At 68.4% G+C, this 12561-nt stretch carries 9 protein-coding genes; 5 read left to right on the top strand and 4 right to left on the bottom strand.

Annotation, left to right across the window (positions count from 1 at the left end; genetic code table 11):
• Positions 1-14: 14 nt before the first annotated feature.
• Positions 15-338 carry an ATP-dependent Clp protease adapter ClpS gene (clpS, locus tag VDQ18_RS10980; RefSeq protein WP_107749873.1) on the bottom strand — a complete coding sequence of 108 codons (324 nt, stop codon included), beginning with the start codon at positions 336-338 and terminating at the stop codon, positions 15-17.
• Between the two features lie 104 nt (positions 339-442).
• On the opposite strand from clpS, the gene VDQ18_RS10975 reads away from it, so the two are divergent.
• The 3 genes from VDQ18_RS10975 to rnr all read left to right on the top strand — a co-directional run bounded on the left by VDQ18_RS10975 (position 443) and on the right by rnr (position 5633).
• Positions 443-1144: an HAD family hydrolase gene (locus VDQ18_RS10975; protein ID WP_323020982.1), complete on the top strand. Its 702-nt coding sequence runs from the start codon at positions 443-445 to the stop codon at positions 1142-1144.
• A 171-nt stretch (positions 1145-1315) separates the two neighbouring features.
• Positions 1316-3358 carry a D-alanyl-D-alanine carboxypeptidase family protein gene (locus VDQ18_RS10970; protein ID WP_323020981.1) on the top strand — a complete coding sequence of 681 codons (2043 nt, stop codon included), beginning with the start codon at positions 1316-1318 and terminating at the stop codon, positions 3356-3358.
• A gap of 61 nt (positions 3359-3419) precedes the next feature.
• Positions 3420-5633, top strand: coding sequence for a ribonuclease R (rnr, locus tag VDQ18_RS10965; RefSeq protein WP_323020980.1), 2214 nt, complete (start codon positions 3420-3422; stop codon positions 5631-5633).
• Positions 5634-5709: 76 nt separating this feature from the next.
• Here the strand turns inward: rnr and VDQ18_RS10960 are convergent, their stop codons facing one another.
• Both VDQ18_RS10960 and VDQ18_RS10955 read right to left on the bottom strand, forming a co-directional pair.
• Entirely contained in the window at positions 5710-6726 is a 1017-nt protein-coding gene (locus VDQ18_RS10960) for a class I SAM-dependent methyltransferase (protein ID WP_323020979.1), read from the bottom strand.
• Positions 6727-6805: 79 nt separating this feature from the next.
• A complete protein-coding gene (locus tag VDQ18_RS10955; RefSeq protein WP_323020978.1) occupies positions 6806-6946 on the bottom strand; it encodes a hypothetical protein in 141 nt (46 codons plus the stop codon).
• A gap of 105 nt (positions 6947-7051) precedes the next feature.
• On the opposite strand from VDQ18_RS10955, the gene hemC reads away from it, so the two are divergent.
• On the top strand, positions 7052-7999 hold the full coding sequence (gene hemC / locus VDQ18_RS10950) for a hydroxymethylbilane synthase (RefSeq protein ID WP_323020977.1): 948 nt from the start codon (positions 7052-7054) through the stop codon (positions 7997-7999).
• Between the two features lie 85 nt (positions 8000-8084).
• Here hemC and mnmH read toward each other — a convergent pair whose 3' ends face one another.
• Positions 8085-9134 carry a tRNA 2-selenouridine(34) synthase MnmH gene (gene mnmH / locus VDQ18_RS10945; RefSeq protein WP_323020976.1) on the bottom strand — a complete coding sequence of 350 codons (1050 nt, stop codon included), beginning with the start codon at positions 9132-9134 and terminating at the stop codon, positions 8085-8087.
• A 316-nt stretch (positions 9135-9450) separates the two neighbouring features.
• Here mnmH and VDQ18_RS10940 point away from each other — a divergent pair, with 316 nt between their 5' ends.
• Positions 9451-12369 carry a valine--tRNA ligase gene (locus tag VDQ18_RS10940; protein ID WP_323020975.1) on the top strand — a complete coding sequence of 973 codons (2919 nt, stop codon included), beginning with the start codon at positions 9451-9453 and terminating at the stop codon, positions 12367-12369.
• Positions 12370-12561: the final 192 nt, after the last annotated feature.

Here is a 12561-nt window from a genome sequence, read left to right as displayed (position 1 = left end):
GGCGCAGACGCGCCTCACTCCTTTTCCAGGGTGCATTGCAGCGGATGCTGGTGGCGGCGGGCGAAGTCCATCACCTGCGCAACCTTGGTCTCGGCGATCTCGTACGAGAAGACCCCGACAACGGCCAGGCCCTTCTTGTGGACCGTCAGCATGATCTCGAACGCCTGGGCGTGGCTCATGCCGAAGAAGCGTTCGAGCACATGCACGACGAATTCCATCGGCGTGTAATCGTCGTTGAGCAGCATCACCTTGTACATCGGCGGGCGCTGGGTGCGGGTGCGGGTCTTGACCGCGACGCCCGGATCGCCCTCACCGGGGCCATGCTTGCGCTCGGTCATCGTAACGGTCTGAGCCATGCGTTTGGGGCCTGGGGTGACAGATTCGGTTGCAGGGCAGTATATAGCGCCCACAGCGGCCAAGAAAACCCTAGCGGACAAAAGCCATGACGCGCCTGACCACCATTGCCCTCGATGCCGATGATACGCTCTGGCATAACGAGCGTTTCTTCCACCTGACACAGGCGCGGTTTGCCGAGCTTCTGGCCGATCACGCCGCGCCCGAGGATCTGGCGGACCGTCTTCTGGCCTCCGAACGGCGCAACATCGGCCATTATGGATTCGGCATCAAAGGCTTCATGCTGTCGATGATCGAGACGGCGGTCGAGGTGACCGAGGGCCGGGTGCCCGGCCATGTCATCGGCCAGATCATCGCCGCAGGGCAGGAGATGCTGGCCCATCCGATCGAACTGCTGCCGGGGGTGGCCGACACGGTCGAATCACTGGCCGGGGCGCATCGGCTGGTGTTGATCACCAAGGGCGACCTGCTGGATCAGGAAAGGAAGCTTGCGCAATCGGGGTTGGGCGATCATTTCGCCGGGGTCGAGATCGTCAGCCACAAGACGCCCGAGACCTATGCCACTGTTTTCGCCCGTTATGGCGGGGCCGAGGGGGCGCTGATGGCGGGGAATTCCATGGCGTCCGACGTGGTGGCGCCGATCCGGGCCGGGGCCTGGGGGGTCTTTGTCCCGCACGGGCTGGAATGGGCGCTGGAACGGGCCGACCCGCCCGAGGATCACCCCCGCTATCGGCGGATTTCCACCTTGTCGGACCTGCCCGATCTGATCCGCCATATCGAGCAATCCTGAATGTAGTGGCCCCGCGCGCTGAATCCGCGAAATCTTGATGCCGTCTCAAGATCGTCGGGAAAGGCGTTGAAAACACGGGGGGTTTTCATGTCGTGCCTTTGGTGGTAGCGTGTTCTTGAGCAAAATTGACGCCGCCGGCTAAACGGGGGCGCAGAGGCAGAGGACAGGCACGTGACAACGCGATTCGGGCGTTGGTTCCGCGGCTTTGGCGTGATCGGCATGACGGCCCTGGTGGCTGTGATGGTGATTCTATGCGTCGCACCGCGCGCCCATGCGCAACCCTTCGCCGCGGTGGTCATGGACGCCCGCACCGGCGAAATCCTGTACCAAACGGACAATTCGACGTCGCGACTGCATCCCGCGTCGTTGACCAAGATGATGACGCTCTACATCGCCTTCGAGGCGTTGCAGAACGGCGAGATCACCGAAGACACGCCGGTGCGCATCTCGCGCCATGCCGCCTCGCAACCGCCTTCGCGGCTGGGTCTGCGGGCGGGCCAGACCATCGCCTTCCGCTATCTGATCCGCGCCGCCGCCCTGCGCTCGGCCAATGACGCGGCGGTGGCCATTGCCGAGGCGCTCGAAGGGTCGGTCCCGGCCTTTGCCGAGCGGATGAACCGCACGGCCCGCGCCATCGGCATGTCGCGCACCACCTTCCGCAACCCGCACGGGCTGACCACGGACGGGCATCTGTCCACCGCCCGCGACATGTCGATCCTGGGGCGGCAGCTCTATTTCGACTATCCCAGCTATTACGGCATCTTCTCGCGCCGGTCGGACAACGCCGGGATCGCCACGGTGAACAACACGAATCGTCTGTTCCTGGGCAGCTATCGCGGTGCCGACGGGATCAAGACCGGCTTCACCAATGCCGCGGGCTACAACCTCACCGCCATGGCCGAGCGGGACGGCGTGCGGCTCTTGGTCACCGTCTTCGGCGCGCGTTCGTCGCAGGACCGGCTGCGGCGGGTGTCGCAGCTGATGGACCGCGGCTTCCGCGACGCGCCCCGGCGCGCGGCGGTGCGGCGTCCGGCGCGACCCGATTACGTACGCGGTGCCGATGATCGCGGCAGTGGTCCCGCCGCTGGTCGGGTGATCCGATTGCAGACCGCGCCCACCACCTCGCGCTTCCCGCGGGCCCGCCCGCAGCCGGGTGATGCCCCCGCTGCAGACCTGATCGCCGCCCTGAGCACCGGAATCGACGAACTGATCGAAGAGATCCGCGAGCCCGATCCGGCCTCGGACACCGACGATCCCGGTGTGGCCCCCGGCGTGACCTCGGAAGAGCCCGAAGAGAGCGATGCGCCCGAGGGGCTGGCCGAAGCGGTCGAGCAGGTGCTGGTCGCCGCCGTCGCCCCCGAACGCTCGCCCCTGCCGCGCGGCAGGCCGGTGGACGAGGCGGTGACGCTGGCCGCCGCCGAACCCGCCGAGGCCGAGGAAGAGATCGCCATCGCGGCGCGCTCGGGCAGCGGCCTTCTGGGCACCGAGGATTACGTGGCGCTGGCCGAAAGCGGCGTGCAGGTGCCGGTAACGCCGCCCGCCCGGCCCGAGGATCTGGTCGCCGCCCTGGTCGAGGATCTGCCTGCCGATGGCCCCGAGGCTCCCGCCGGGGAAGCCGTGGCGATGGCCGATGTCTCGACCGACGGCGGGGCGCTGACCATCCCCGGCCTGCCGCCGATCCCCCTGGCTGACGGGGCCGAGGCGCCCGAGGCCCAGCCCGAGACCCAGCTCGCCGCGCTCGAAGCCCCGGCCGAGGCGCCGCTGATGCCCTCGCTCGAACCCGTCGCCTCGGAGCTTTCCGTCGATGACGACGGCCGCATCCTGTGGCGCGACGAGGAACTCCTTCAGGCGCTGAGCCACGAGGACCCCGAAGAGCCGGTGCTGGCGCCGACCATCGTGCTGACCAGCTCGTCCGATGCCGATGTCGTGGCCAGCGCCCCCACGCCCGAGATCGTCACCCATGTCTCGACCTCGGGCGGGCGGCTGTGGCGGGTGGAACTGGGGCGCTTCAACACCCCCTTCGACGCCGAGCGCGTGCTGCTGCGGGTGGCGCTGTCCGAGGCCGGAACGCTGCGCAACGGCGTGCGCCGGGTGACCGCGCGCGGCGGGCGCCATGTGGCCGAGGTCAACTCGCTGACCCATGAAGAGGCGCAGCTCGCCTGCCTGCGCCTCGCCGCCCGCGATCAGGATTGCACGGTGGTGGACCCCTCCTGAGGTCCGCCACCGGCGCCGGTTTGCGCGTGACGACGCCCGCCCCGCGTGGTAGCGCCGGGGGATGAAACGTCTGCCCTCGAAACCCGAAATCGCCCAGTGGCTCTCTGAACACGAGGGGCGCCCGGCCTTTCACGACATCAGCCGCGCCTTCGGCATCAAGGGCGCGGCCAAGATCGACCTCAAGCGCATGCTGGCGGAACTGGAGGCCGAAGGTCTCTACGAGGGCCGCAAGAAGCGCCGTCCCCGGGGCGAGGGCCTGCCGCCGGTCGGCATCATCCGGGTCACCGGCCCCGATGCGCAGGGCGACCTGTTGGCCGAACCCGCCGACGGCGAGGGTGACGGGCCGCGCATCCTGGTAATCGAGCGCAAGGATCAGCCGGCGCTGGGCGCGGGCGACCGGGTGCTGGCCAAGCTCACGCAGACCGAGGACGGCTGGCACGCCCATCCGATCCGCAAGCTGCAGAACGGGCCGCGCACGGTGCTGGGCATCTATCGCGCGGGGTCCGAATTCGGCCGGATCCTGCCCATCGACAAGGGCGCCGATCTGGAATTCCGCGTCTCCACCGCCGATGCGCGGGGCGCCAAGGATGGCGAACTGGTCGAGGCCGAGCAGACTTCGCCCCCGCGTCTGGGCCTGCCCAAGGCGCGGATCGTCCGGCGGCTGGGCGATCCCGGTGCGCCGCGCGCGGTCAGCCTGATCGCCATCCACCAGCACGGCATCCCCGACCATTTCCCCGACGCGGTTCTGGCCGAGGCCGACGCCGCCCCCGCCGATCCCGGCGGCAAGCGCGAGGATCTGCGCGACCTGCCGCTGCTGACCATCGACCCGTCCGACGCGCGCGACCACGACGATGCGGTCTGCGCGGAACTGGCGGCGGACGGCGGGTTCACCGTCTGGGTCGCCATTGCCGATGTCGCGGCCTATGTGCGCCCGGGCTCGGAACTGGACCGCGAGGCCCGCAAGCGCGGGAATTCCAGCTATTTCCCCGACCGCGTGGTGCCGATGCTGCCCGACCGGCTGTCGGGCGACCTGTGTTCGCTGCACGAGGGCGTCGACCGTCCGGTGCTGGCCGTCCGCATGGAGGTCAACGCGCAGGGCGAGAAGACCGGCCATCGCTTCGTCCGCGGGGTGATGAATTCCCGCGCCTCGCTGACCTATGAACAGGCGCAGGCGGCCTTCGAGGGGCGGCTCGACGCCCAGACCGACCCGCTGGCCGAGGGGCTGAGCCATCTCTACGCCGCCTGGCAGGCGACGTTGAAGGCTCGCGCCGCGCGGCAGCCGCTGGATCTGGACCTGCCCGAACGCCGGATCGTGCTGGACGAGGCCGGGACGGTCACCTCGGTCGCCTTCAAGGACCGGCTCGACGCCCACAAGGTGATCGAGGAATTCATGGTGATGGCCAACGTCGCCGCCGCCGAGGAACTGATCGCCCGCCGCTCGCCCCTGCTGTTCCGGGTCCACGAGGAGCCGACGATCGAGAAGATCGAGGCATTGCGCGAGGTGGCGCAGGGGGCGGGGCTGGTGCTGGCCAAGGGGCAGGTCCTGCAGACCCGGCACCTGAACAAGCTCTTGGCCGATGCCGAGGGGTCCGAGTTCGACGAACTGATCAACATGGCGACGCTCAGGTCGATGACCCAGGCCTATTACGCGCCCGAAAATTTCGGCCATTTCGGCCTAGCCTTGCGCAACTACGCGCATTTCACCTCGCCCATCCGCCGTTATTCCGACCTGATCGTCCACCGGGCCCTGATCACGGCGCATAAATGGGGCAAGGACGGGCTTTCCGACTGGGACACCGAACATCTGGCCGAGACCGCGACGCAGATCTCGGAAACCGAGCGCCGCTCGATGGCCGCCGAACGCGACACGACCGACCGCTATCTGGCTGCCTTCATGGCCGACCGGATCGGCGCCGTGTTCCGGGGCCGGATCAGCGGTGTGGCGCGCTTCGGGCTCTTCGTGAAACTGGATGAGACGGGGGCGGACGGGCTGGTGCCGATCCGGTCGCTGGGCGACGAGTATTTCCACCATGATGCCGACAGCCAGACCCTGCGGGGCGAGAAGACCGGCACGGTTCTGGGCCTTGGTCAGCGGGTGGAAGTGAAACTCGCCGAGGCAGAGGCGATGACCGGCGGCTTGCTGCTGGAACTGCTGGAGGTCGAAGGCGCGCCCATGGCCCGTGCCCGGCGCGGCAAAGGGCGGGGCAAGGGCCCGGTCTCGCGCAAGGGCGCCGCCGCCAAGGCCGGCCGCATCCGCAGGCGCCGCGAGCGCTAGGCGCCCGCCAAGACCCCCCGAAACGCAGCGGGCAGGACCGAAGTCCTGCCCGTTCTGCTGTGGCGTTCTGACCCGCTCAGTCGCTGGTACAGATCACCCGGACCGAATCGTATTTCTTCCGGGGCTCGGCCAGCGCGGTCGCGGCAAACAGCCGGGCCGAATGGCGGACCTGCGCGTCGATATCGGCCTGCGTCACGTCGCGGCGCTCCATCTCGGCGGTGATGCGGGCTTCGTCGACCATCCAGTCGGGCAGGAATTGCCGGACATAGCCGCGATAGAGCACCGCCTGCACCTTCAGCCCCGCGGCCTCGGCGCAGGCCTGCAGGCTTTCCGGCGTGAAGAAATTCAGATGCCGCGGCACGTCCAGCCAGCGCCAGCGCGGCCCCATGCGGCGGCTGCCCTCGGAGGCATTGTTCGGCACTTCGACCGACATGACCCCGTCCTCGGTCAGGAGTTCACGGGCATTGGCCAGCGCCAGAACCGGGTCCAGCGTATGCTCCAGCACATGCGAGAAAACGATGAGGTCGTAGCGCCGGTCGCGCACTTCGGCGGGCAGCTGTTCGGCCGTGCCCTCCATCACGTCGAGGCCGCGCTCGCGCGCCACCCGGACCGCGCGGGGATCGGGTTCCACCCCGCGGACATGGCGCAGATGGGGCCCGAAGGTCCGCATCCGGTCACCGTCACCGCAGCCGATTTCCAGCCCGTTCTCCGACCCCGCCGGGATGATCGAGCGCCACCAGGCCGAGGTCGGCTCCGCCCCGCGCTCGAACCGATAGGCCAGCGCGCCCAGCGCCTTGCCCAGCAGGCCCACGCTTTCGGCTTCGGCCTCCACATCGGGTTTGTAGCGCTCGGCATGGGTGTAATAGGCGTCGATGTCGTAGAAACTGGCGACTTCGGAGGGGCGCGGCCGCGGGAACACCTGGCCGAAACCGTCGTCGGCGTTCCACCAGATCTGCCAGGCACGCCGGTCAGCGGGGCGGCGCCAGTCGATGGGCACCGTCAGACCGGGGTGCATGACAGACCCCGTGAGGGGGCAGCATGGGTAGATGCTCAGCGGGGCAATCGTCTCCGACATGCCTGCGAAGTCCTTCATGGGTCATCTCCATCCGCTTGGAATGGATCGGTCGTGATCCCACAATGAGGCAACACTTGGGCAATGTATCGGAAAACCGTCAGATCGCGCCGGAGAAAATTGCAGGATGCAACGCCGCGACCTCGGTTGCGCCATGGCCGAGGGCCGAGACGGTCCCGGCGATCAGAACTGCGGCGGCGACGGCGGTCCAGAGGCGGGCGGCTTTGAAATGGCGGGGCATGGCGGTCTCCTTTCACGCTGATGCCCATGGGTCGTGCGGCATCGCGCGCCGGTTCAATCCTGCGCGCCCCGTTGCGCGCCTTCGCGCGCGGGGCTAAGGAAAGCCATGAGCGTGACCCTGCCTTCCCCCTCCGACCCGTTGCGTATCGGCACCCGCGGCTCGCCGCTGGCGCTGGCGCAGGCCCATGAAACGCGCGCCCGGCTGATGGCGGCCTTCGACCTGCCGGAAGCGGCCTTCGAGATCGTCACCGTGCTGACGACCGGCGACCGCGTACAGGACCGGGCGCTGAAGGAGCTGGGCGGCAAGGGGCTTTTCACCCGCGAGATCGAAGAGATGATGCTGGCGGGCACGCTGGACATCGCTGTCCATTCGATGAAGGACATGCCGGTCGCGCAGCCCGAGGGGCTGGTGCTGGACTGCTACCTCCCGCGCGAGGACGTGCGCGATGCCTTCGTCTCGCCCCTGGTCGAGCGGCTGGCGGATCTGGCGCCGGGGCAGGTGGTCGGCACCTCGTCGCTCAGGCGCCGCGCGCAGCTTCTTCACCGGCGGCCGGACCTGAAGGTCGTGGAATTCCGCGGCAACGTGCAGACCCGGCTGCGCAAATTGTCCGAGAAGGTCGCCGATTGCACCTTCCTCGCCATGGCGGGCCTCAACCGGCTGGGCATGGCCGAGGTGGCGCGTTCGGCCATCCAGCCCGACGAGATGCTGCCAGCGGTGGCGCAGGGCGCCATCGGGATCGAGCGGCGGCAGGGGGATGCGCGGGCCGAGGCGATGCTGGCGACGATCCACCACGGGCCGACCGGCCAGCGGCTGGCCGCCGAACGCGCCTATCTGGCGACGCTCGACGGCTCCTGCGAGACGCCGATTGCCGGTCTGGCGGTGCTGGAAGGCGGCGAGATCTGGCTCAGGGGCGAGATCCTGCGCCCCGACGGTTCGGACGCGCTGACCGAGGAAGGCCGCGCCCCGATCGCCGAGGGTGCGGCGCTGGGCGAGGACATCGCCCGCCGCCTGCTGGCCCGGGCGCCGGCCGGATTCTTCGACTGGCGGGCCTGAAGGCCTGACATTTCAATGATGTTGGAAAACTGAAACCCCGGCCGCCGCGGCGCCGGGGTTTTCGGGTTCTGATGTTGGAAAAGTGTCAGCCGAGCCAGGCGGCGATGCGATCCGCCAGGTGCTCCTGCGCGGCGTCGTCCAGCCTGTCGGTGAGCAGGACCTCGGTCGCCGGGGCCTGCCGCAGCCGGGTCTTGGCATAGCGCGGATCGTAATGCTCCTGCATCAGCCGCGCCGCCAGCGGCGCGAAATCGCCCGCCCCGGCCAGTGCCTGCCACTCGGCGATGGTCTCGCGCGGGTGATAGGGGCCGAGCGCGGCGATGCGTGCGGCCAGCTCCTCGGGATCGGCGCTGATATCGGCATAGGCGCGGGTCAGCCAGCCGGCGCGCGCTTCCACCGGGGCTGCGATCTCGATCCGCGGTGCCTCCTGCATCGCGCGCCACAGCGCAGGCGGCAGGCGCAGCTCGCCGATCCGGTTCGATTCCGCCTCGACCAGCACCGGACGGGTGGGATCGAGCCGGGCCATGGCATGGGCAAGCGCGCTCTCGAAGCCCTTCTGCGCGGGCTGGGCATCGCCCGGCACCAGGCCGAACAGGCTGCCCCGGTGCCGCGCCAGCCCCTCAAGGTCGATGACCTGCCCGCCCCGCGCCCGCACCTTCGCCAGGATCGCGGTCTTGGCGCTGCCGGTATTGCCATCCAGCACCGCGATGGGGGCGGGGAAGGGCGCCTCGTAGAGCGCCTGCTGCACCAGCCGCCGCCAGCTGCGCCAGCCACCCTCCAGCACGCCGACCCGCCAGCCGATCTGGCCATAGATCAGGGCAATGGAATTCGACCGCATGCCGCCGCGCCAGCAATAGACCAGTGGCCGGTAGGTGGCGGGCTTGTCGGCCAGATGGGTCAGCAGATGCTCGGCCGCGTTCCGCGCGACATAGGCGGCGCCCAGGCGGCGGGCGAGGAAGCGGCTCTCCTGCACATAGATCGTGCCGATCTCGGCCCGTTCTGCATTGCTGAGCGACGGCAGGTTGACCGCGCCGGGGACGTGGTCCTCGGCGTATTCGGCGGGCGAGCGGGTGTCGATCACCTCGTCATAGGGAAGCGAGGCGAGATCGGCGATCGAGGTCAGGGTGACGCGCTGCATGGCTCTGGCTTAGCGGAGCGAAGGCACGCCGGGAAGGGGTTTCGCCCTGGGCTGCGCCTGCGGGCGACCAAGGGCGGGGGGCTGCCGCCCCCCGCACCCCCTGCCCAAAGGGGGGCACGCCCCCCTTTGGGAACCCCGTGGATATTTAAGGAACGAAGATGCGCGTTCGCGTTTCGTCACTCTGCATCTTCGTTCTTCAAATATCCCACGGGGGTCCGGGGGTGTGAAACCCCCGGGGCCCGCCCCAAGCGCGCCGCTCTTCCCCTTTGCGCTTTGCTTGGCTAAACACCGGCGAAACCTCCCGAGGATTGCGCAGATGACGATGGACAAGACTTTCGACGCCACCGAAGCCGAGGCGCGGATCGCCCGCCTGTGGGAGGAGCGTGGTGCGTTCAAGGCCGGGGCCGGTGCCCGCCGCGACGAGACCTTCTGCGTCATGATCCCGCCGCCCAACGTCACCGGGTCCCTGCATATCGGGCATGCCTTCAACAACACGCTGCAGGATATCCTGGTGCGCTGGCACCGGATGCGCGGGTTCGACACGCTCTGGCAGCCCGGGCAGGACCATGCCGGGATCGCCACCCAGCTGGTGGTCGAGCGTGAACTGGCCAAGACCAACCGCCGCCGCACCGATTTCAGCCGCGACGAGTTCACGGCGCTGGTCTGGGAGCAAAAGAAGAAATCCGGCGGCACGATCATCGGCCAGCTGCAGCGCCTCGGCTGTTCGCTGGACTGGTCGCGCAACGCCTTCACCATGTCGGGCGCTCCCAATGCGCCCGAGGGCGAAGAGGGCAATTTCCACGATGCCGTCATCAAGGTCTTCGTCGACCTCTACACCAAGGGGCTGATCTATCGCGGCCAGCGGCTGGTGAACTGGGACCCGCATTTCGAGACGGCGATCTCGGACCTCGAGGTCGAGAATACCGAGGTCGCGGGCCATATGTGGCATTTCAAGTATCCGCTCGCGGGCGGCGCCACCTATGAATATGTCGAGCGCGACGAGGACGGGAACGTCACCAAGCGCGAGACCCGCAATTACATCTCCATCGCCACCACCCGGCCCGAGACCATGCTCGGCGACGGGGCGGTGGCGGTGCATCCCTCGGACGAGCGCTACAAGCCCATCGTCGGCATGCTCTGCGAGATCCCGGTGGGGCCGAAGGAGCATCGCCGTTTGATCCCGATCATCACCGACGACTACCCCGATCCGACCTTCGGCTCGGGCGCGGTGAAGATCACCGGCGCGCATGATTTCAACGACTACGCCGTGGCGCAGAGGAACGGCATCCCGCTTTACAACCTGATGGACACCAAGGCGCGGATGCGCGCCGACGGGCTGTCCTATGAGGAAAGCGCGCGGATCGCCGGGGCGATTGCCCGGGGCGAGCGCGAGGCGGGCGATGTCTCGGCGATCAACCTGGTGCCCGAGGAACTGCGCGGCCTCGACCGCTATGACGCCCGCAAGGCGGTGGTCGCGGCGATCAATGCCGAGGGGCTGGCGGTGACGGTGCTGAAGAAGAGCATCGACCCCGAGACCAATGCCGAGCATCTGGAAAAGGTGCCGCTGGTCGAGGACAAGCCGATCATGCAGCCCTTCGGCGACCGCTCGAAAGTGGTGATCGAGCCCTATCTGACCTGGCAATGGTTCGTCGATACCTCGAAACTGGTGGGCCCGGCGCTGGACGCGGTGCGCAAAGGGTGCGAGGCCGACCGGGCCGGCACGTTTGACGAAGGGGCAGGCTATACCCGCATCCTGCCGGAATCGGGCGAGAAGACCTATTACCACTGGCTGGAAAACATCGAGCCCTGGTGCATCTCGCGCCAGCTGTGGTGGGGGCATCAGATTCCGGTGTGGTACGACGAGGAGGGCAATCAGTATTGCGCGCCTTCCGAGGCCGAGGCTCAGGCCATGGCGCCGGGCAAGACGCTGACCCGCGACCCTGACGTGCTGGACACCTGGTTCTCCTCGGGCCTCTGGCCGATCGGCACGCTGGGCTGGCCGGAAGAGACGCCGGAACTGGCGAAATACTTCCCCACCGACGTGCTGGTGACCGGGCAGGACATCCTGTTCTTCTGGGTCGCCCGGATGATGATGATGCAGCTGGCCGTGGTGGGCGAAGTGCCGTTCCACACGGTGTACCTGCATGGCCTCGTCCGCGACGCCAAGGGCAAGAAGATGTCCAAATCCGTGGGCAATGTCATCGACCCCCTGGAGATCATCGACGAATTCGGCGCCGATGCGCTGAGGTTCACCAATGCCGCCATGGCCTCGCTGGGCGGTGTGCTGAAGCTCGATACCCAGCGGATCACCGGCTACCGGAACTTCACCACCAAGCTCTGGAACGCGACCCGCTTCGCCGAGATGAACGGCGTCTTCGAGGGGGCGCCGGTCCCTGGCATCCCCGAGGCCACGGCGACCGCCAACCGCTGGATCATCGGCGAGACGGCCCGCACCCGGGTGGCGGTGGACGAGGCGCTGGCCAGCTACCGCTTCAACGACGCGGCGCAGGCGCTATATGCCTTCGTCTGGGGCAAGGTGTGCGACTGGTACGTGGAATTCGCCAAGCCGCTCTTCGACGGCGATCAGGCGGCCGAGACCAAGGCGGTGATGCGCTGGGTTCTGGATCAGTGCTTCACCATGCTGCACCCGATCATGCCCTTCATCACCGAAGAACTCTGGTCGCTGACCGGCCCGCGCGAGACGCTCTGCGCGCATGCGCCTTGGCCGGACTTCGGGTCGGAACTGGCCGATGCCGAGGCGGATCGCGAGATGTCCTGGGTGATCGGCCTGATCGAGGCGATCCGCTCGTCGCGCACCCAGATGCGGGTGCCGGTGGGGCTGAAACTGCCGATGCTGGTGGTGGACGAGGACGAGACCTCGGCCCAGCGCTATGCCCGCAACGAGGTGCTGATCGAGCGTCTGGCGCGGCTCGACGGGCTGCACCGCGGGGCGCCGGTGCCGCGCGCGGCGCTGACCGTGGCGGCCGAGGGCGCGACCTATGCGCTGCCGCTGGAAGGCGTGATCGACATCGCCGCCGAGGCCGACCGGCTGGCCAAGGGTCTGGAGAAGCTGGAGAAAGAGATCGGCGGGCTGAAGGGCCGGCTGGACAATCCGCGCTTCGTGGCCAATGCCTCGGACGAGGTCGTCGAGGAAGCCCGCGCCAATCTGGCCGAGAAATCGGACGAGGCGGCGCGGCTGGCCGAGGTGCTGGCGAAGCTGCGGGCGATGGCCTGAGAACGGGGGCGGTTTCGCCCTCGTGCCTCGGGCGACCGGAGGCGGGGGGCTGCCGCCCCCCGCGCCCCCTGCTTCAAGGGGGGCGCGCCCCCCGTGAAAATCCCCGTGGATATTTGAAGAACAAAGATGAGAAAGCCGCGTGGCCATCGGGACCACGCCGCCCTCTTCGTTCACGGTCATCGGCTTCCCAGC

The sequence above is a fragment of the Pararhodobacter sp. genome, assembly GCF_034676075.1.
Lineage (GTDB): Bacteria > Pseudomonadota > Alphaproteobacteria > Rhodobacterales > Rhodobacteraceae > Pararhodobacter.
The sequence above is the reverse complement of the archived record's forward strand: the minus strand, read 5'-3'. Positions and strand labels throughout refer to the sequence as shown.